The sequence below is a fragment of the Dietzia sp. B32 genome, from assembly GCF_024732245.1.
Lineage (GTDB): Bacteria > Actinomycetota > Actinomycetes > Mycobacteriales > Mycobacteriaceae > Dietzia.
The window spans coordinates 1911558-1930343 of the sequence record NZ_CP093845.1 but is presented as its reverse complement, the minus strand read 5'-3'; the positions used below and the strand labels follow the sequence as shown (position 1 = coordinate 1930343).

General features: G+C 69.9%; 20 protein-coding genes. 11 read left to right on the top strand and 9 right to left on the bottom strand.

Annotated features, from left to right (window positions below; genetic code table 11):
* Positions 1–111 precede the first annotated feature (111 nt).
* A complete protein-coding gene (locus tag L8M95_RS09215; protein ID WP_260485849.1) occupies positions 112–1668 on the top strand; it encodes an adenylate/guanylate cyclase domain-containing protein in 1557 nt (518 codons plus the stop codon).
* 6 nt (positions 1669–1674) lie between these two features.
* Here L8M95_RS09215 and L8M95_RS09210 read toward each other — a convergent pair whose 3' ends face one another.
* Positions 1675–2412 carry a DUF2993 domain-containing protein gene (locus tag L8M95_RS09210; RefSeq protein WP_260485848.1) on the bottom strand — a complete coding sequence of 246 codons (738 nt, stop codon included), beginning with the start codon at positions 2410–2412 and terminating at the stop codon, positions 1675–1677.
* A gap of 110 nt (positions 2413–2522) precedes the next feature.
* On the opposite strand from L8M95_RS09210, the gene L8M95_RS09205 reads away from it, so the two are divergent.
* The 3 genes from L8M95_RS09205 (at position 2523) to L8M95_RS09195 (ending at position 4645) form a co-directional block, all read left to right on the top strand.
* Positions 2523–3083: a type 1 glutamine amidotransferase domain-containing protein gene (locus L8M95_RS09205; protein WP_260485847.1), complete on the top strand. Its 561-nt coding sequence runs from the start codon at positions 2523–2525 to the stop codon at positions 3081–3083.
* A gap of 13 nt (positions 3084–3096) precedes the next feature.
* Complete coding sequence (locus L8M95_RS09200; RefSeq protein ID WP_260485846.1) at positions 3097–4128, top strand: glycosyltransferase; 1032 nt, start codon at positions 3097–3099, stop codon at positions 4126–4128.
* A gap of 238 nt (positions 4129–4366) precedes the next feature.
* Positions 4367–4645, top strand: a complete 279-nt coding sequence (locus L8M95_RS09195) for a WhiB family transcriptional regulator (protein ID WP_260485845.1) — start codon at positions 4367–4369, stop codon at positions 4643–4645.
* Positions 4646–4688: 43 nt separating this feature from the next.
* On the opposite strand, the gene L8M95_RS09190 is transcribed toward L8M95_RS09195, so the two are convergent.
* Both L8M95_RS09190 and L8M95_RS09185 read right to left on the bottom strand, forming a co-directional pair.
* Positions 4689–5162, bottom strand: a complete 474-nt coding sequence (locus tag L8M95_RS09190; protein ID WP_260485844.1) for a hypothetical protein — start codon at positions 5160–5162, stop codon at positions 4689–4691.
* A gap of 2 nt (positions 5163–5164) precedes the next feature.
* The gene (locus L8M95_RS09185; RefSeq protein WP_260485843.1) at positions 5165–6403 is read right to left on the bottom strand and encodes a fatty acid desaturase; all 1239 of its coding nucleotides are present in this window, start codon (positions 6401–6403) and stop codon (positions 5165–5167) included.
* Positions 6404–6515: 112 nt separating this feature from the next.
* Here L8M95_RS09185 and L8M95_RS09180 point away from each other — a divergent pair, with 112 nt between their 5' ends.
* From L8M95_RS09180 to L8M95_RS09165, 4 genes are all read left to right on the top strand, one after another.
* On the top strand, positions 6516–7250 hold the full coding sequence (locus L8M95_RS09180) for an amino acid ABC transporter ATP-binding protein (protein WP_260485842.1): 735 nt from the start codon (positions 6516–6518) through the stop codon (positions 7248–7250).
* Positions 7251–7309: 59 nt separating this feature from the next.
* Positions 7310–8125: a glutamate ABC transporter substrate-binding protein gene (locus L8M95_RS09175; RefSeq protein ID WP_260485841.1), complete on the top strand. Its 816-nt coding sequence runs from the start codon at positions 7310–7312 to the stop codon at positions 8123–8125.
* A 112-nt stretch (positions 8126–8237) separates the two neighbouring features.
* Positions 8238–8900, top strand: a complete 663-nt coding sequence (locus tag L8M95_RS09170) for an amino acid ABC transporter permease (protein WP_260485840.1) — start codon at positions 8238–8240, stop codon at positions 8898–8900.
* Positions 8897–9727, top strand: a complete 831-nt coding sequence (locus L8M95_RS09165; RefSeq protein WP_260485839.1) for an amino acid ABC transporter permease — start codon at positions 8897–8899, stop codon at positions 9725–9727. The genes L8M95_RS09170 and L8M95_RS09165 overlap by 4 nt, the downstream gene beginning before the upstream one ends.
* A gap of 129 nt (positions 9728–9856) precedes the next feature.
* Here the strand turns inward: L8M95_RS09165 and L8M95_RS09160 are convergent, their stop codons facing one another.
* From L8M95_RS09160 to L8M95_RS09150, 3 genes are all read right to left on the bottom strand, one after another.
* Entirely contained in the window at positions 9857–10633 is a 777-nt protein-coding gene (locus tag L8M95_RS09160; protein WP_067718885.1) for an SDR family NAD(P)-dependent oxidoreductase, read from the bottom strand.
* 97 nt (positions 10634–10730) lie between these two features.
* Positions 10731–11159, bottom strand: coding sequence for a VOC family protein (locus tag L8M95_RS09155; protein ID WP_260485838.1), 429 nt, complete (start codon positions 11157–11159; stop codon positions 10731–10733).
* Between the two features lie 86 nt (positions 11160–11245).
* A complete protein-coding gene (locus tag L8M95_RS09150; RefSeq protein ID WP_260485837.1) occupies positions 11246–11818 on the bottom strand; it encodes a maleylpyruvate isomerase N-terminal domain-containing protein in 573 nt (190 codons plus the stop codon).
* Between the two features lie 108 nt (positions 11819–11926).
* Between L8M95_RS09150 and htpG the strand changes: the two genes are divergently transcribed.
* A complete protein-coding gene (gene htpG / locus L8M95_RS09145) occupies positions 11927–13978 on the top strand; it encodes a molecular chaperone HtpG (RefSeq protein WP_260485836.1) in 2052 nt (683 codons plus the stop codon).
* Positions 13979–14116: 138 nt separating this feature from the next.
* Here htpG and L8M95_RS09140 read toward each other — a convergent pair whose 3' ends face one another.
* From L8M95_RS09140 to L8M95_RS09130, 3 genes are all read right to left on the bottom strand, one after another.
* On the bottom strand, positions 14117–14692 hold the full coding sequence (locus L8M95_RS09140; protein ID WP_260485835.1) for a hypothetical protein: 576 nt from the start codon (positions 14690–14692) through the stop codon (positions 14117–14119).
* Positions 14693–14823: 131 nt separating this feature from the next.
* Positions 14824–15516: an O-acetyl-ADP-ribose deacetylase gene (locus L8M95_RS09135; RefSeq protein WP_312027406.1), complete on the bottom strand. Its 693-nt coding sequence runs from the start codon at positions 15514–15516 to the stop codon at positions 14824–14826.
* Entirely contained in the window at positions 15513–16334 is an 822-nt protein-coding gene (locus tag L8M95_RS09130) for a phosphatase PAP2 family protein (RefSeq protein WP_260485834.1), read from the bottom strand. The genes L8M95_RS09135 and L8M95_RS09130 overlap by 4 nt, the downstream gene beginning before the upstream one ends.
* 107 nt (positions 16335–16441) lie before the next feature.
* On the opposite strand from L8M95_RS09130, the gene aspA reads away from it, so the two are divergent.
* On the top strand, positions 16442–17905 hold the full coding sequence (gene aspA, locus L8M95_RS09125) for an aspartate ammonia-lyase (RefSeq protein ID WP_260485833.1): 1464 nt from the start codon (positions 16442–16444) through the stop codon (positions 17903–17905).
* A 101-nt stretch (positions 17906–18006) separates the two neighbouring features.
* A complete protein-coding gene (locus L8M95_RS09120; protein WP_260485832.1) occupies positions 18007–18783 on the top strand; it encodes an acetoacetate decarboxylase family protein in 777 nt (258 codons plus the stop codon).
* Positions 18784–18786 lie beyond the last annotated feature (3 nt).

The following is an 18786-nucleotide window of genomic DNA, read 5'->3' as shown; positions in this document are numbered from 1 at the left end:
GCGGGCCGTCCACGGACCACCCTACGCGTAGCGGGCCTCCCACCCCAGCCCCGCGTCCGAGGTGTGACGAGGGCATCACGTTCGTCCACGCGTGATGGCACCATACGAGGCGTGCGAATAGACCTGTCCCTGCTGCGCCGCCCCGAGTTGGGATCGGTGCTGCTCGGACGGGAGGAGGAGTCCGGTCGCCTGCGTGCGATCCGTGTCCGCGTCCTGCTGGTCCTGACGCTTCTCGCCTCCAACCTGGTGGGCGTCGCGGTGGCGGTGGTGCTGGTCTTCTTCGTGTTGCCCGGCCCGGCGGTGCTGTCCCGGGAGTTCCTCGTCCCCTCCGTGATCGTGGTGCCCGTGTACGTGACGCTGGCGATCATCGTGGGCACGGTCTGGGTCACCACCGTCGTCTATCGCCGGGTCCGGTGGTTCCTCGACGGCCGGGACCCCACCGACCGCGAGCGGGTCGCGACGCTGCGTCTGCCCGGCCGGGTCACCGTCATCCAGGCCTTCCTGTGGCTGCTCGGCGCGGCCGTCGTCACCCCCGCGTACGGCCTGGTCGACCCGTCGTCGATCCCGGTCGTGGGGTTCACCATCGTCTTCGCGGGCATGGTCGTGTGCGGCGCCGCGTTCCTGCTGGCCGACTTCGGCCTGCGTCCGGTCGCGGCGGTCGCGCTGTCCACGGGACGTGCGCCGCGGACCCGGTTCCTCGGCGCCATGACGCGGCTCCGGGTGGTGTGGGCCCTGGGCAGCGGCGTGCCCATCACGGGCCTGATCATCGTCGCGATCTACACACTCGCGGGTCGTGCCCTGTCACTGGAACGCCTCGCCGTCGTCGTCATCGTCCTGGGCGTCACGTCCCTCCTGGCCGGGTTCCTGCTCATCTCCCTGGCCACCGGATCGATGCTCGGGCCGCTGCGCAGTGTGCGGTGGGCGATGCAGGACATCAGCGACGGCACCCTGTCGCGACGCGTGGTGGTCTACGACGCCACCGAGCTCGGCGAGCTGCAACGCGGCTTCAACCAAATGGCGGCCGGGCTGCAGGAGCGCGAGCGGCTGCGGGACCTGTTCGGTCGGCACGTCGGTCGCGACGTCGCCGAGGCCGCCGAACTGGACGATCCCGAGCTGGGCGGGCGCGACTCGCGCGTGGGGGTGGTGTTCGTCGACCTCATCGGGTCCACCGAGATGGCCGTGCGGTCCGACGCGTCCGAGGTCGTGGACGTGCTCAACCGGTTCTTCTCGGTGGTCGTGGAGACCGTGGAGGAGTACGACGGCATCGTGGACAGCTTCCTCGGCGACGCCGCGCTCGTGGTGTTCGGCGCGCCCCGGTCGATGGCGGACCCGGCGACCGCGACGCTGGCCTGCGCGCGGGCGCTGGGTGAGCGTCTGCCCTCCCGGGTGCCGGACTGCCGCGCCGGCATCGGGGCGTCCTACGGGGACGTGGTGGCCGGGTACGTCGGCTCGGACGACCGGTTCGAGTACACCGTCATCGGCGACGCGGTGAACGAGGCCTCGCGACTGTGTGAGCTCGCCAAGGAGCAGCCCGGCCTCGTGCTGGCCTCCGGGGTCGCCGCCGACGCCGCCGCGGAGTCCGAGCGGCGGCTCTGGCAGGAGGTGGGGTCCGAGGTCGTGCGTGGGCGGGACCAGCCCACCCGGCTGTGCGCGCCGACGCCCGCCTGACCACTCCTAGCGCAACACCACGTCACGCCCGCCGAGCATCACCTCGAGGCCGTCGTCGACCACCCGCGCGTCCTCGATCACCACGCCCTCGGGCAGTGACGCCATGGTCGAGTCGACGGTGCCGGTGATGCCGGAGAACAGCCCGTCCGGCAGCGGGAACCCCAGCAGCGCGGTCTCCTGCGGGGTGAGCGTGAGCTGCCCGTCGGACACGCCGGGCACCACCCCGATCTCGGCGACGCCGCCGACGTCGGCGCGCAGCAGGCCGGCCGGCGCGTCGGGACGGACCGCGCGCACCTCCGTCAGGCCGGCGACCGGCGAGCCCTCCGCCGGGTTGCCCTCCGCGGCGGCCGCCGCGAGCTGCTCCCCGCTGAGGGTGGCGGTGCCGTCGGCGGTCGCGGCACGGATCGCGCCGTCCACCAGGGAGACCGAGTACCCGGTCACGTCGATCCGGGGCACGGTGGCGTCACCGGGGGAGGTGAGGCGGACCGAGTCCACGGCCCGCTCGGTGGCGAGGTCCCACAACACGGGACTGGAACCGAACCCCACCGACACCGGGGCGCCGAGCTTCGCGGACGCCTCGCGCTCGGCCCGGTCCGACAGGTACCAGCGCGCGCCGAACTCCGCCGCGACGACCAGGCCCACCAGCAACAGGAGCAACACGATCAGCGAACACCCGCACCCGCCACAGCCTCTACGCCTGCCGCCGCCACGCCGGTTGCGGTCCATGCGATCTCGTCTGCTCATGGGCTCATCGTGCCGGACGCGCGCCGCCGGGGCCACCGACGTCGGGCCGGCCGTCGCGGGGGGAATCGGACCGGTTGCGGCGGGGCGGGCAGGACCTCACGATCGGGGTCATGACCGAGACACAGGATGTAGGCACCGACCCCCGTACCGTCGCTTTCCTCGTGGCCTCCGAGGGCATCGAGCGCGTCGAGCTCACCGAACCGTGGGACGCCGTCTCCGACGCCGGCCACCGGCCGGTCCTCGTCAGTACGGAGGACGGCGAGGTGGAGCTGGTCGATCATCTCAGCCCCGCCGGCACCCGACCGGTGGACCGCACGAGCGCGGACATCTCCGCCGCCGATGTGGACGTCCTCGTCCTGCCCGGCGGCGTGGCCAACCCGGACGCCCTGCGCCGCGACCAGCACGCCGTGACCCTCGTGCGCGAGATGGTCGAGGCCGGCAAGCCGGTGTTCGCCATCTGCCACGCGCCGTGGGTGCTCATCGAGGCCGACGTGGTCCGCGGACGCAAGGTCACCTCCTACCCGAGCCTGCGGACCGACCTGGTCAACGCCGGCGCGGAGTGGGTCGACTCCGAACTCGTCAGCGACGACGGGATCTTCACCAGTCGCCGACCCGACGACCTGCCGGCCTTCTGCGAGGCGATCCTCGGTGCGGCCCGGGGGTCGGCCTAGAGACGCCTCCGCGATGATCGGCGTGTACGTCCACAACCGTGGGCGCGGGCACCTGCACAGGGTGCTGCCGGTCGTCGCCGCACTCCGCGACCGGGGTGAGGAGGTCACCATGCTGGTGACCGGCCCCCTCGACGACTCCCAGCGGCCCCGCGGCACGCGGGTCGTCCACCTGCCGGTCGAGGACGCGCCGCGGGGTCGGCCCGCGGGGCCCGGGCCGCAGGGGCCGGGGTCGCTGGATGGGCCGGGGCCGGAGGACATCACCCTCGGCGCGCGCCGTGCCGCCGTGGCGTGGATCGACCGCGTGCAGCCGCGCGCGTTCTGGGTCGACTCGTCCCCGGGCATGTCGCTGGCGGCCCGCATGACCGGCACGCCCATGGTGAGCACGCTGCCCCCCGGGGTGCGCGACGACGAACCGCACCTGCTGAGATGCCGGGCGGCCGAGAGGCTGATCGGCGCCTGGCCGCCGGGAGTGCACCGGGAGACGGTGGCGCGGACCGACTCGCGGGTGAGCGAGATCGGCGGCGTCTCCCGGTTCGAGCGGCGTGGTCGCGAACCGCGGGCTCGTCGTCGTCCCCGTGTTGTCCACCTCAACGCCTCCGGCACCGACGGCGACCACCGCTTCTGGCGTGCCGTGCGCACCACCACCGCGGAGCTGGGCGTGGCGGACTGGGTCGAGCTGGGGGGACCCGACGGCGAGTGGCACGAGGACCCCTGGCCCGTGCTGAGCTCGGCCGATGTCGTGGTCACCGGCGCCGGGCAGGCGTCCGTCGCGGATGCCGCCTGCGCCGATGTCCCGTTGGTGGTGGTCCCCGGCAAGCACGCCTACGGCGAGTACGACGCCACGGCGGAGGCTCTGGACTCGATCCCCGGCGCGACCGTCATGCGGTACGGCGACGGCCCGACGGCCGTCGCGCACGCGGTGCGCAAACAGGTGGACCGCTCCCTCGACGGCGAGGCCGCCGGGATCCGGACGTGGTGGGGGGTGGACGGGGCGGCGTCCCGCGCCGCGGAGGTCATCCGGTCAGCGGTGACGACGACGAGGTAGTCCCGTCTCGGGTGCGCACCGTCTCCCGATGGGCGAGTAGGCGTTTTCTCACCCGGATATCAGCAGTGCTGATAACCGCTGCGTACGCGCGGTGGCGGTGGGAGAATCACCCTGACGGCCCAGCAGAGTGCGGAACCGCGGACGTCGAACGCTGACAGTATTGCGTTGACGACTGCGGACGACGAACTCTCAGGGCTCGAGGCAGGGCACTTCGCGAGGCGCAGGGACGGAGGCTGAATTGCCGAGATACAGGAACCTCGAACCCACCTCGGACTTCTGGTCCTGGCGGGACCATGCCGCGTGCATCGGGCACGAGGACCTCTTCTACAGCCTGGAGGAGGAGTCGAAGGGGGAGCGGCGCAAGAAGGAGGAGCAGGCCAAGTCGGTCTGTGCGACGTGCCCGGTGTTCGATACCTGTCGGCAGTTCGCCCTCAGCGTCGGTGAGCTCTACGGCGTGTGGGGCGGGCTGACCGAGGCCGAGAGGCACAAGATCTCCGGTCGACACCGGACGGGCTGACCGGGGGACGCCGCCGCGACGCGCACCCACCTCCCGGGTGGGCTCACCGGCCCGGGTTCCGGTCCTGCGGGGTCGCCTCGTGACCGCGGCGGCCGCCGGTCCGGTTGGCCTCCTTCATCTCGGCCTCGTGGACATGCCGCCGCCCACCGGTGAGCTCGTCGCGCACCGCGCCGTCGAGCGCGCGGGCGGTGCTCCAGAACCCGTCGTCGAACTCCTCCACCATCTGGAAGGTCCAGCGACCGTGGAGGACGTTGATCCCCACCATCTCGCTGCGGATCCGCTCGGCGAGTTCGGTTCGGCCGACCTGCTCCAGTTGGTCGGCGGCGTCCTGGAACAGGATGTCCGCCCGACCGATCAACTGGTGCAGGTCGTACAGGCGACCGCGGGCACGCTCGATGTACTCCATCGCCTCGCCCACGGTGCCGGCGGCCTCGATCTCGGCGTCGGACGCCCCCTCCGGTCGCCGATGCGTCTCGTCGACGCTCGGTGTCCGGTCGCTCGGTGCGCGGCCCGCCACGCTCAGACGGTCCGCGTCAGTCGACGGAGCTGCGTGGGATCGGTCCGGTGCTTGAGGGCGGTGACCAGACCCGAGCGGGGTCCCGTGGCATCCTCGTAGGTCTTGGGCTCGCCCGCGAACATCTTCTCCGAGCGGGTCTCCGGCGCGTCGTCCGGCGTGGCCTTGAGGAAGCGGTTCGGGAGCGAAAGCTTGGCGATGGTGCGCCAGGACTGCCAGTACTGCTTGTACAGCGGCCCGGTGGTGTACGGGAGGTCCCACCGTCGGCAGACGTCCTGGACCTTCTCTGATATCTCGGCGTACCGGTTCGACGGGATGGTCGGGAAGAGGTGGTGCTCGATCTGGAACGACAGGTTGCCGGACATGAAGTGCGTCAGCTTGCTGCCGGTGAAGTTCGCGGAGCCGAGCATCTGACGCAGGTACCACTGCGCCTGCGTCTCGGACTCGAGGTCCTCGAGGGTGAACTTGTCGGCGCCGTCCGGGAAGTGGCCGCAGAAGATCACGGCGTTGGACCAGAGGTTCCGGATGACGTTGGCGGTCATGTTGGCACTCATGGTGGACTTCCAGTTGGGGCCCGACAGCAGCGGGAACCACACGTAGTCCTTCCCGACCTGGCGTCGGGCCTTGCGCAGGAACTGACCGATCCGCTTCTTGCGCTCGTCCCGCCCGGAGGAGTTGATCGTCGCCGGTGCGATCTCCAGGTGCTGGACCCCCACACCCCACTGGAACGCGAGGGCGAGAATCGTGTTCCACACCAGGTTGAGCGAGTTCGCCGGGTGCCACGGTTGGTCACGCGTCACCCGGACCACGCCGTACCCGACGTCGTCGTCCATGCCGATGATGTTGGTGTACTTGTGGTGGTGGTAGTTGTGGGTCGCCTTCCAGTGCTCGGAGGTGCCGACGATGTCCCACTCCCAGGAGCTGGAGTGGATGACGGGGTCGTTCATCCAGTCCCACTGCCCGTGCATCACGTTGTGCCCGAGCTCCATGTTCTCGATGATCTTGCCGGCGGCCAGCAGTCCGGTGCCCATCAGCCACGCGGGTCGGTACCCGGAGAAGAGGAGGACGACACGACCGCCGGTCACCAGTCCGCGCTGGAGGCGGATGGTGTTCTGGACGTAGCGGCGGTCGTCGTCCCCGAGGGAGTCGACGACCTCCTGGCGGATCGCGTCCAGTTCCTCACCGATGGCATCGACGTCCTCGGCGGAGAGATGGGCGTATTCCCTAACATCAGATATCGCCATGGCATGACGGTACGCAGCGTCGTGGGTCGTGTCGACCGCAAAGTCCTCGCGGCGGTGGACTGGTCCGGCCGAGTTGGGACGCAACCGTTCACCCGACCTTTATGATCCCACTATGGCTCTCGTCGAGATCTCAGGCGTCAATAAGCACTTCGGTGACTTCCACGCGCTCAAGGACATCAACCTGTCCATCGAGCAGGGGGAGGTCGTCGTGGTGATCGGACCCTCGGGGTCCGGGAAGTCGACGTTGTGCCGCACGATCAACAGGCTGGAAACCTTCGAGTCCGGCTCCATCACCATCGACGGCAACCACCTGCCCGAGGAGGGCAAGGCGCTGGCGAAGCTGCGTGCCGACGTCGGGATGGTGTTCCAGTCGTTCAATCTCTTCGCGCACAAGACGATCCTCGAGAACGTGACGCTCGGGCCCATCAAGGTCCGCAAGCAGTCGAAGGCCGAGGCGGAGAAGCGGGCGATGGAACTGCTGGAACGGGTCGGGGTCCAGCAGCAGGCCGACAAGTACCCGGCTCAGCTGTCCGGAGGGCAGCAGCAGCGTGTGGCGATCGCCCGGTCGCTGGCCATGGATCCCAAGGTCATGCTGTTCGACGAGCCGACGTCGGCCCTGGACCCGGAGATGATCAACGAGGTCCTCGACGTGATGACGGGGCTCGCCAAGACCGGGATGACCATGGTCGTGGTGACCCACGAGATGGGCTTCGCCCGGAAGGCGGCCGACCGTGTGATCTTCATGGCGGACGGGGAGTTGGTCGAACAGGCCACCCCCGAGGAGTTCTTCACCAACCCGCAGAGCTCCCGCGCCAAGGACTTCCTGTCCAAGATCCTCACCAACTGACCCAGGGACCGTCCGCGGACCCGTACGAGACCCATCCACCCATCCCACGAGGAGAACCCATGAATATCCGACGGATCGGAGCCGCCACGGCGGCCGTCGCCCTGGCCCTGGGCCTGGGCGCGTGCAGCAGTGATGACGGCGGCGGGAACGAGCTCAAGGTCGGCATCAAGTTCGACCAGCCGGGTCTCGGTCTGAAGGAGGGCAACGACTACACCGGGTTCGATGTCGACGTGGCGCGCTACGTCGCCGAGAAGCTCGGCACCTCCGCGGACGACATCCAGTGGGTGCAGGCGCCCAGCGCCCAGCGCGAGACGCTGCTGGAGACCGGCCAGGTCGACATGATCGTGGCCACCTACTCCATCACCGACTCCCGCAAGGAGAAGGTCGGCTTCGCCGGTCCGTACTTCATCGCCGGTCAGGACCTGCTGGTCCGCGCCGACGACGACTCGATCACCGGGCCGGACTCCCTCGACGGCAAGCGCCTCTGCTCGGTCACCGGCTCGACCTCGGCCCAGACGGTCAAGGAGCAGGTCCCGGGCGTGAACCTGCAGGAGTTCGGCACGTACTCCGAGTGTGTCTCCGCTCTGGTGTCCAACGCGGTCGACGCCCTGACCACCGATGACACGATCCTGGCTGGCTACGCCTCCCAGGACCAGTACCAGGGCCAGCTCAAGGTGGTCGGCTCGCCGTTCACCGAGGAGCGGTACGGCATCGGCATCGCCAAGGGCGACATGGAAAAGTGCGAGCAGATCAACGAGGCCATCCGCGAGATGGTCTCCGACGGCAGCTGGGACACCGCGGTCGAGGAGAACCTCGGCGCCGCGGGCTTCACCCCGGGCGAGGGCAACCCGCCCGAGCCGGACGCCTGCTCCTGACCTGATCCGACCCGGTCGGCTCAGCACCTGATCCGACCCACCGCCGCACCCTCCGCGCCCCGACCAGTCGGAGCGCGGAGGGAGGCGGGCACCCCCACACGGAAGGTGGACCATGGGCGACATCTTCGCCGACTACGACGTCCTCGGGGCGGTCTGGGTGACGATCCAGCTCTCGGTCCTCGGCACCATCGGGGCAATGGTCCTGGGGACGATCATCGCCGTCCTCCGCGTATCCCCGGTGGCCGTCCTGCGTCTACTGGGGACCTCCTACGTCAACACGTTCCGGAACATGCCGCTCACCCTGCTGATGGTCTTCTCCATCCTGGGACTGTCCTTCATCCTCCAGCTTTCGGTGTCGGACGACTTCGCCCGCAACGCCTTCTGGTGGGCGGCGATCATGCTGGCGATCTACCACGCGGCCTACATCTGCGAGGCCCTGCGCTCGGGTGTCAACACGGTGCCGGTGGGGCAGGCGGAGGCCGCGCGCTCGATCGGTCTGGGTTTCGGCCAGTCGCTGCGTGAGGTGATCCTCCCCCAGGCGTTCCGCGGCGCCATCGCGCCGCTCGGGTCGGTGATCATCGCGCTGATCAAGAACTCGACGGTGGCCGCGGTCATCGGCGTCGGGGACTCCGCCGGTCTGCTCCAGGTCATCACGGAGAACGAGGGCGCCAGCCTCCCGACGTTCTTCTTCTTCGCCATGGTCTTCGTGGTCCTCACCCTCCCGATCGGGCTGTGGACCACCTCCCTCTCCCGGAAGCTGTCGGTGAAGCGATGAGCACCCAGGCCGTCCTGTTCGATGCACCCGGCCCCAAGGCCCGGCTGCGCCACAAGCTCCTCACGGTGGTCGGCGCGATCCTCGCGATCGGCCTCATCTACTTCATCTACCTGCAGTTCGAGAAGGCCGGGCAGCTCAAGCTGTTCATGTGGGAGCCGTTCGTCACCGACCCCGAGGTGTGGACGTCCTACCTCATACCCGGTCTGCGGGGGACGTTCACCGCGGCGGCGATCTCCATCGTGCTCGCCGTGATCTTCGGTCTGCTCTTCGGCATGGGCCGGCTCTCGCCGTTCGCCCCGTTGCGCTGGTTCTGCAGCGTGATCGTGGAGTTCTTCCGCGCCGTTCCCGTGCTGCTGATGATGGTCTTCGCCTACTTCGGCTACTTCGCCACCTCCAACATCGTGCCCAACCAGCACGCGCCGCTCGCCGCCGTCGTCACCGCGCTGACCCTCTACAACGGCGCGGTCATCGCCGAGCTCGTCCGCTCGGGTGTCCACGGACTGCCCAAGGGGCAGTCCGAGGCGGGACTGGCGGTCGGGCTGACCCCCGGGCAGGTGCTGCGCTCGATCCAGCTCCCCCAGGCGCTCACGGCGATGCTCCCGGCCCTCGTCGGCCAGCTCGTCGTCGTCCTCAAGGACTCCGCGCTCGGCTACGGGATCACCTACCTCGAGCTGCTCAACTGGTCCAAGACCCTGGGGTCGGCGTACGCGAACACCGTTCCCGCGTACATCGTTGCGGGCATCCTGTTCATCATCATCAACTACTCGCTCACCAAGTTCGCCGTCTACCTGGAGGGCCGGATGAAGAAGCGCCGCGCCAAGGCCTGACCGCCCCGCCGAAGTCCGCACGTCGAAGCCCGCACGTCGAAGCCCGCACGTGGAAAAGGACGTTCCGCGCACATCGCCCGAGAGGGGAGTGCGCGGAACGTCCTTCTCGTTGGATGGGGCGGGATCAGTTCACTTCGGTGGCATCCGGATGCCACCGTCGACGCGGATGGTCTCGGCGTTCATGTACGGGTTGGTGAGCAGCTCCATGACCATGGACGCCAGCTCGTCGCCCGAACCGAGACGCTTCGGGAACAGGACGTTCGAGCCGAGGTTGGCCTTGAACGCCTCCGAGTCCGGGCCCTCGCCGTAGATCGGGGTGTCGATGAGGCCGGGGGCCACCGTGTTGAGGCGGATGCCGGCGGCCGAGAGGTCACGCGCGACGGGCAGGGTGAGGCCCACGATTCCGCCCTTGGACGCGGAGTACGCGGCCTGGCCGATCTGGCCGTCGAACGCGGCGACGGACGCCATGTTGACGATGGCGCCCTTCTGTCCGTCCTCGTCCGCTTCCTGGGTGCTCATCTTGGTGGCGGCGAGCCGCAGCATGTCGAACGAGCCGATCAGGTTGATGTCGATGACCTTGCGGAACGAATCGATGTCGAACGCCGACGAGTACTCGCCGTCGCGACCGATCGTGCGCTGCGCCCAGCCGATGCCGGCCGAGTTGACGAGGTAGCGCAGCGGGCCCAGCTCGAGGGCGGCGGCGACGGCCTTCTCGTTCTGGTCGGTCTTGGTCACGTCGACGGAGACGAACACGCCCCCGACCTCGTTCGCCAGGGCCTCACCCTTCTCGGCGTTGAGGTCGGCGACGACCACCTTGGCGCCCTTGGCGGCGAGCTGACGGACGACGGCGGCGCCGATTCCCGACGCACCGCCCGTGACGATGGCACTTGCTCCAGAAATTTCCATGCCTGAACGTTAACAAGCACGGGCGATGGATATGGGTGGCTTCCGCCAGTCTCGACGCCAGATGGCCCCTGGGTCCCGGGTTCCGCCGGGCTGCCGGCTATTCGCCGGTCCCCGGGACCACCACGTCCCAGCGGACGCCGAACCGGTCGTGGACCTGGCCGTACCGGTCGCCCCACGGCGCGACCTCGAACGGCATCGCCATCTGGCCCCCGCTGTCGGTGACCTTGGCGAGGAATGCGCGGGCGTCGTCCTCCGCGTCGAATCCGAGGAGGAACGAGTAGACGTCGCTTCTCGTCTCGGGGAGAGACTCTCCCATGGCGTCACCGCCGGTGAGGGTGATTCCCGGCGCTTCGAGGGTCGCGTGCGCGACCGAGCCGTGTGGAGGGTCGAACGGGAAGTCGTCCGTCGACGGGAACTGGTCGTATGTCATCAGGCTGAGTTCCCCGCCGAAGAGCTCGCGGTAGTACGGGAACGCCTCCCCGGCGTTGCCCGGGAAGGAGATGTACGGGCTGCATGTCATGGCCATCTGACGCGGTCTCTCGTCGTGGGCGCCCGCCATCCGATGCCGCCCGGTACGGGTAACGCTAGTCCCGCAGTGTGGTCCGAGTCACGTTAAATCCGGCGGCCGGACAGTGCGAGGAGCCGGGAGCGGGCATCGGCCCCGATCGGGACCGGTACCGCGTCGGCGAACACGTCGAAGGTCCGCATCAGCTCCACCACGTTCCGCGCGTGCGCGAGGGTCCACTCGGCGAGCTCCTCGGTGTCCTCCGACTCCCACGTCTCCGGTGCGAGATCGTGTGCGTGGACGAGTAGCTCGAAGACCCTCAGGGCGAGGAGATCGCGGACCGGGATCTCCGCCAGGCGGTGCTGCACGAGGGCATCGGCGTCCCGGGCCCGCGCCAGCTCTCTACGCAGGCCGGCGGAGGTGCGGTGCAGGGCGGGGACCGGTTTCTCCCCGGCGTGGTCGGCGGTGCGGGTCCACGCGATCTCCGACTCCGGGAGCCGCGGGAAGTACGCGGCATAGCGCAGCCCGCCGCCGAGGACGTGGTTGGCACAGTCCCGGCGGGTCCAGCCCGGGCAGGCCGCGCAGTCACCGTCGAGCCCACCGGCGAGCGCCCGGCCGAACAAGGTGGTGGCCCGGTCGAGGACCGCGAGGTCCTCCGGGCTGAGCGGGGTAGCGGTCACGGGCACCTCACCTGAAGGAATGTCTGAGCCCCACATTAGGTTGATCGAGACGGCGTGCACAGACCGGTCACGCCTTCCGAGTGTGACGAGAAAGGACCGATACCCGCCATGAGCCCGCAGACCTCCGGTGCAGCCGAGACCCGGGAGTTCCAGGCCGAGACCCGGCAGCTGTTGGATCTGATGATCCACTCGATCTATTCGAATCCGGACACCTTCCTGCGCGAGGTCATCTCCAACTCGTCCGACGCGCTGGACAAGCTCCGGCTGGCCGCGCTGCAGGACTCCTCGCTGGGCGTGGACACCTCGGATCTGCACATCGAGCTGATCCCGGATGCCGCCACCCGGACGCTGACGATCCGCGACAACGGCATCGGCATGTCCCGCGACGAGGTGGTGGACCTCATCGGAACCCTCGCCAGGTCCGGCACCGGACAGATGCGGGAGGCGCTCTCCGCCGCGCGGGCGGCGCAGGAGTCGGGAGAGATCTCCGAGCAGGCGACCGCGGACCTCATCGGCCAGTTCGGCATCGGCTTCTACTCGACGTTCATGGTCGCCGACACGGTCACCCTGGTCACCCGCAAGGCGGGCGAGGACGTAGGGACGCGCTGGACCTCGAGCGGCGAGGACACGTACACGATCGAGGAGGCCCCGGACGCCCCGCAGGGCACCTCGGTGATCCTGCACCTCAAGCCGGCCGGCGGGGATGCGGCGCTCCCCGACTACGCCGAGGAGCACACGCTGCGCCGGGTCGTGCGCACCTACTCGGACTTCATCGCCTGGCCGATCCGTATGGACGTCGAGCGACCGGCGCCGTCGCCCGAGCCGGGTGACGGGGACGCCGACACCACCGGGGACGCCGACCCGTCCGAGGCCGGTGGCACGGTTACCGAGACGGAGACGCTCAACTCCCAGAAGGCGTTGTGGACGCGGCCCCGCTCCGAGGTCACCGACGAGGAGTACGCCGAGTTCTACCGCCACGTCTCGCACGCGTGGGACGAGCCGCTGGAGACCATCACCCTCAAGGCGGAGGGCACGTTCGAGTACCAGGCGCTGCTCTTCCTGCCCACGCAGGTCCCGTTCGACCTGTTCTCCCCGGACACCAAGCGCGGGGTGCAGCTGTACGTGCGGCGGGTGTTCATCATGGACGACTGCGAGGAGCTGGTCCCGCCATTCCTGCGCTTCGTCAAGGGCATCGTCGACGCCCAGGACCTGTCGCTCAACGTCTCCCGCGAGATCCTCCAGCAGGACCGCCAGATCCGGGCGATCCGCAAGCGCCTGGTCAAGCGGGTGCTGCAGACGATCGAGCAGATCAGGACCGACCGCCCGGAGGAGTTCCGCAGCTTCTGGGCCAACTTCGGTGCTGTCCTCAAGGAGGGCCTGATCTCCGACGTCGACTCCCGCGAGCAGCTGCTGGCCGTGAGCACGTTCGCGTCCACCCGGCCCGTGTCGGAGAAGGCCCCGGAGAGCGCGTCGGAGGGCGACGAGACGTCGACCGGGAACGACGACGAGGTGGGCACCACCATCGCCGAGTACATCTCCCGGATGGCCGACGGGCAGGAGGAGATCTACTACCTCACCGGCACCTCCCGCGCGGCGGTGGAGAACTCCCCGCACCTGGAGGCATTCCGGGCCCGTGGCGTCGAGGTCCTCATCCTCACCGACCCCGTCGACGAGGTGTGGGTGGACGCGGTCGGCGAGGTCGACGGCAAGCGCCTGCGGTCGGTGGCCAAGGGCGACGTGGACCTGTCCGGCATCGGCTCGGAGGGTGAGGAGAAGAAGGACGAGCCCGACGCGGCCGAGTTCGCGGATCTGCTCACCTGGCTGGGCCAGGAGCTGTCGGACGAGGTCAAGCAGGTCCGCCTGTCGCATCGTCTCACCGAGTCGGCGGCCTGCATGGTCGGTGACGAGTTCGACATGACGCCGCAGCTCGAGGCCATGTACCGCGCCTCCGGCATGGAGTTGCCCACGAGCAAGCGGATCCTCGAGCTCAACCCCGGTCACCCGCTCGTGGAGCGTCTGCGCGCCCAGCACGCCGAGGACCCGTCGGCGCCCGGCCTGGGCGACACCGCCCGGCTGCTCTCGGGCGCGGCCGTCCTCGCGGAGGGTGGCACGCTCGCCGATCCGGCCGCGTTCGCCAAGTTGCTGGTCGACCGCATCTGACGCCGGTCCATCGGCCGATCGCGCCGCTGGCCCCGCCGCCCCGCCGGACCCCTCTCAGGGCTCCCGCGGGGCGGCGGGCGTTCTCCGGCCGGCACCGACGCGGCCGGTGCCGACGCGGCCGGCGCAGACGCGGCCGGCTCAGACGCGGCCGACGCGGCCGGTGCTGACGCGGCCGGTGCCGAGGGATCCGCAGGCCAGTCCGATCATCGCGCCGAGCGCGGTCTCGGTCGGGGTGTGGTGGCTGATCCGCACGCGCGCCCAGGCCACCGTCGGCACGAGCCCCAGCAGTCGCCAGTAGCGGGGTGAGAGTTCCCGGGCGAGGACCGCCACCACCCCGGAGAGCACGGCGGTGTGGAAAGAGACCTTGACCTTCAGGGTCGCGGTGCCGGCCACGCCCAACGCCACCAGCGCGGCCCGGCTCATGCGACGCAACTCATCGGGGGCGCCGCGCGTCTGCTGGGCCGCCAGCAGTGCCGCCACGGACCCGGCGATGCCGGCGATCACCAGGGGGCGGTCCTCCCGCCTGGTGACGTGATGGTCCGACAGTGCCTTCCGGCGGACCCGCCAGGTGATCGCCGCCTGCGGCACCAGGCCCAGGCCCGCGGCGGTCGCGACGCCCCACCCGGTCGACCCCACCGCCCGGCCGAGATGCACCGACCCGACCGTGAGCATCACCCACGGGGCGCAGATCTCCGTCAGTGCGGCCGCCGGCACCGCGCCACGCGTCGGCCTATCCGCCGCGACCGCGCCACGCGTTGGTCCACCGCTCTCGACCGTCATGCCCTCCGCCATCCCCCTTCACAGAGATCCGCTATGCCAAATCTGGATCCGCTGGTCGGTTTGGACTAGCAGATCCGGAGGGAGGGTAGCGGATCCGGCGGGATGCGGGCGGGGGCGGAGTGCGGGACGTGGGCGGGGGCGGAGTGTGGGATGCGGGCGGGGGCGGAGTGCGGGATGCGGGCGGGGGCGGCGTGGTCAGCGGGGCAGGATCTCGGCGAGGCACTGCTCGGCCAGGCCGAGAGTGTCGCGTCGAACAGCATGAGCGTCGCAGCCTCCACCTCGGTCTCGGTCTCGACCAGCGTCCGGAGGGCGGTGCGGACCGCGTCCTCGCGCGGCCACCCGTAGGCCCCGGCGGAGATCAACGGGAACGCGACGGAGCGGGCCCCGAGGTCATCGGCCACGGCCAGGGAGTTGCGGTAGCAGTCGACCAGGAGCGACCTGCCGGTGCCGTCCGCTCCGCCGTCCGCGCCACCGTCCCGCCCGTAGACCGGCCCCACGGTGTGGATGACCCAGCGGGCGGGCAGGTCCCCGGCGCCGGTCGCCACGGCCTGCCCGGTGGGCAGCCCGCCGCGCAGACGACCCGCCCTCAGCTCCCGGCATTCGGCCAGGATCGTCGGCCCGCCCGCGCGGTGGATCGCCCCGTCCACGCCGCCGCCCCCGAGCAGCGAACTGTTGGCCGCGTTGACGACCGCGTCCACGGCGATCCGGGTGATGTCGCCATGGCCCAGTTCGATCCGGGCGCGCCTCGTCGTCGTCACGCCGAGACCTCGCGGGTGACGGCCTCGCGGGGTGTCCTGCGGCGCGTGATCATCGGGGTGGGGGAGTCGTCGAGGCGGTCCATCAACCACATGATGGTGGCCACCTCACCCACCCACGCCAGGCTCACGCACCAGCCGGCCAGGATGTCGCTGGGGAAGTGCACGCCCAGGTACATGCGGGTGACGCCGATGGCCGGGACGTACGCCGCCGACCCGGCGATCACCGGATACCGCCACGGTGTCGGCCACGCCAGGACGCAGGCACACCCGGCCAACGCCGCGCTCGCCATGGCGTGCCCGCTCGGGAACGAGTAGCTCTTCTCCTCCACGATGTGGGTGAAGAACGTGGGGCGCCCCCGGCGGTACAGGGCCTTGAGGACGGAGTTGATGATCGTCGACCCCACCAGGGACACCGTCAGCAGTGCTGCCGGCCGTCGGCTGCCCCGGACGGAGACCAGGTAGGCGGAGGTGGCGAGCGCGAACAAGGGCACCGCCGTGACACCGCCGAGCTCGGTGACGGCGCGGACGATGCGGGTGTTGCGGGGAGAGTGCCGGCGCTGGAGCCACAACATGACGGGGCGGTCGAAGGGCAGTCCCGCGTCCCCACGGATGCGCTCGGCCAGTTCGACGAACCCGATCACCGGGGTCGCGAACCCGACGAACGCCACCCCGAATATCGGCCACGTCCCCCGCGGCAGCGGCATCTCGCGACGGTCGACGATGCTGCCCAGCACCCCGTCCGACGGGTGCAGCTGTCGCAGGATGTCCCGCGCAGAGTTCAGCACTCGGGTGCGACGGGACAGCGTCGTGCGGGACATGCCCCCCACACTAGGCAGTGCGGTGGCCTTCTCGCCCGCGGATCGCGGCGAGCACTCCGGCCGCCCGGTTAGGGTGGGCCGCAGGCGACCCGAGAGGCGGAGGACGAATGAGTCACACCCGTGTGGAACAAGACCTGCTCGGCACCAAGGAGGTCCCGGCGGAGGCCTATTACGGGATCCACACGGTCCGGGCCGTCGAGAACTTCCCGATCGCCACCTCCACCATCAGCGACATCCCCGACTTCGTGCGCGGAATGGTCATGGTCAAGAAGGCCGCAGCGCTGGCGAATCTCGAGATGGGCGTCCTGGACGAGACGGTGGCGGACGCGATCGTCGGGGCCTGCGACGAGATCCTGGTCGACGGCCGCTGCATGGACCAGTTCCCGTCCTGCCAGTACCAGGGCGGCGCCGGCACCTCGGTGAACATGAACACCAACGAGGTCGTGGCCAACCTCGCCCTCGAACGACTCGGCCACCCCAGGGGCGCCTACGACATCATCAGCCCCAACGACGATGTCAACCGTTCGCAGTCCACGAACGACGCCTACCCGACCGGATTCCGGATCGCACTGTGGCACGCGCTCGAGCGGCTGGAGCCGGCGATCGTCGCGCTGCGGGAGGCCTGCTACGACAAGTCGGAGGAGTTCCGCGAGGTCCTCAAGATGGGCCGCACCCAGCTGCAGGACGCGGTCCCCATGTCGATGGGCCAGGAGTTCGGCGGCTTCGCCGTGACGCTCGACGAGGAACTCCACGTCCTCGGCGCGGCCGCCCGGATGCTCCTCGACGTCAACCTCGGTGCCACCGCGATCGGCACCGGCGTCAACACCCCGCCCGATTACCGCCGCGCCGTGATCAAGCATCTGCGGGCCGTCACCGGGTTGCCGGTCACCGGCGCGATGAACCTCATCGAGGCCACCAGCGATACCGGTGACTACGTCAACGTCCACGCCGCCCTCAAGCGGACCGCGGTCAAGGTCTCCAAGATCTGCAACGACCTGCGGTTGCTGTCCTCGGGGCCGCGCGCCGGTCTCAACGAGATCAACCTGCCGGAGCTGCAGGCCGGGTCGTCGATCATGCCGGCCAAGGTCAACCCGGTGATCCCCGAGGTCGTCAACCAGGTGTGCTTCAAGGTGATCGGCAACGACGTCGCGGTGACCATGGCGGCCGAAGCCGGTCAGCTGCAGCTCAACGTCATGGAACCGGTGATCGCCCAGGCGATGTTCGAGTCGATCTCGCTACTGACCAGGGCCATCGAGACGCTGACCGAAAAGTGCGTCGTGGGGATCACCGCCAACGTCGAGGTGGCCAGACAGAACGTGATGAACTCGATCGGGATCGTCACCTATCTCAACCCGATCATCGGTCACCACAACGGCGACCAGGTGGGCCGCGAGTGCGCCCGGTCGGGCCGCGGGGTCCGCGAGGTGGTGCTGGAGATGGGCCTGCTGTCGGCGGAGGAGCTCGACGACATCCTGTCGCCGTCCAACCTGCTCCGACCCAAGTACAAGGGCCGCGCGGCCAACTCCGCCGTGGCCCAGCCCGGGCAGGACGTGACCGGCCCGACGGGCTGAGGCGGCCGCCACGGGCTGTGGCGGAAACGAGGCGAGGCAGGGCAGGGTAGTTAGCCATCCAAGCGGGTGAAGACGGAGCGCCCGACCGCTACCGTCTCCCTATGACCTCTCCCACATCCCGTGTCGTCGCAGGGCGCGAGATCACCTTTCCGGTCCCCGTCGTGTCCGCCTCGGTCTCCGGCGCGGCCTTCCTCACCCGGGCGGCAGTCGTCCGCAGGCTCATCGCCGGTGGCCCCCAGTCCGCACTCCTCGACGCCGGGGGTGCCGAGCCGGTCGCTCTTCCCGGCGGCCGGACCCCCGCGATCATGATCCACGTCCGGTACCACGATGTGCCCGGGAACGTGCTGGGCGCTTACCACGAGATGGGACTGGCATTCCAGCTCAAGGTGCCGGGTCACGGGACGCTGGTGCACATCCACGAACTGCCTGTCGACCAGGACTTCACCCTGGCTGCGGGCAACGAGCTGTGGGGCTTTCCCAAGTGGAAGGCCGACATGGTCGGTACGGCCGGCGGGGCCCTCGACGACGCCCGACTCGGGGCGGTCGGCTCGACGGGAACGGGCGGGGTCGACCTCAAACTGGACACCCGGATCGGTGTCCCGGTCCCGGGTAGTCAGTCGCTCGCCATGAACTGCGTGCAGGTCCTCGACGGACAGCCCGTGGTGGTCACGGCCGAGGCCACGGCCAGCGGCGGGCGGATGCGTCCGCTGAGCGGCGCCCGCGTGACGATCGCCCCGGGAGCCGACGAGGGCGACGCCGATGTCGCGCGGTTCGCCGGGGCCGTGCGTGAACTCGGGCTCCACCGCGCCCGTGCCCTCGCCACCTTCTCCTACGGCAAGTTCGTGGCCGAGTTCCGGGCGCCCGCCCCGATCGGCTGACGA

Bases quoted from the DNA above. Each gene is read 5' to 3' on its own strand.
- L8M95_RS09130 (WP_260485834.1), bottom strand. From the start codon at position 16,334: ATGTCCCGCACGACGCTGTCCCGTCGCACCCGAGTGCTGAACTCTGCG.
- L8M95_RS09120 (WP_260485832.1), top strand. From the start codon at position 18,007: ATGACCTCTCCCACATCCCGTGTCGTCGCAGGGCGCGAGATCACCTTT.
- htpG (WP_260485836.1), top strand. From the start codon at position 11,927: ATGAGCCCGCAGACCTCCGGTGCAGCCGAGACCCGGGAGTTCCAGGCC.
- L8M95_RS09170 (WP_260485840.1), top strand. From the start codon at position 8,238: ATGGGCGACATCTTCGCCGACTACGACGTCCTCGGGGCGGTCTGGGTG.
- aspA (WP_260485833.1), top strand. From the start codon at position 16,442: ATGAGTCACACCCGTGTGGAACAAGACCTGCTCGGCACCAAGGAGGTC.
- L8M95_RS09180 (WP_260485842.1), top strand. From the start codon at position 6,516: ATGGCTCTCGTCGAGATCTCAGGCGTCAATAAGCACTTCGGTGACTTC.
- L8M95_RS09205 (WP_260485847.1), top strand. From the start codon at position 2,523: ATGACCGAGACACAGGATGTAGGCACCGACCCCCGTACCGTCGCTTTC.
- L8M95_RS09200 (WP_260485846.1), top strand. From the start codon at position 3,097: ATGATCGGCGTGTACGTCCACAACCGTGGGCGCGGGCACCTGCACAGG.
- L8M95_RS09155 (WP_260485838.1), bottom strand. From the start codon at position 11,159: ATGGCCATGACATGCAGCCCGTACATCTCCTTCCCGGGCAACGCCGGG.
- L8M95_RS09165 (WP_260485839.1), top strand. From the start codon at position 8,897: ATGAGCACCCAGGCCGTCCTGTTCGATGCACCCGGCCCCAAGGCCCGG.
- L8M95_RS09185 (WP_260485843.1), bottom strand. From the start codon at position 6,403: ATGGCGATATCTGATGTTAGGGAATACGCCCATCTCTCCGCCGAGGAC.
- L8M95_RS09160 (WP_067718885.1), bottom strand. From the start codon at position 10,633: ATGGAAATTTCTGGAGCAAGTGCCATCGTCACGGGCGGTGCGTCGGGA.
- L8M95_RS09210 (WP_260485848.1), bottom strand. From the start codon at position 2,412: ATGAGCAGACGAGATCGCATGGACCGCAACCGGCGTGGCGGCGGCAGG.
- L8M95_RS09175 (WP_260485841.1), top strand. From the start codon at position 7,310: ATGAATATCCGACGGATCGGAGCCGCCACGGCGGCCGTCGCCCTGGCC.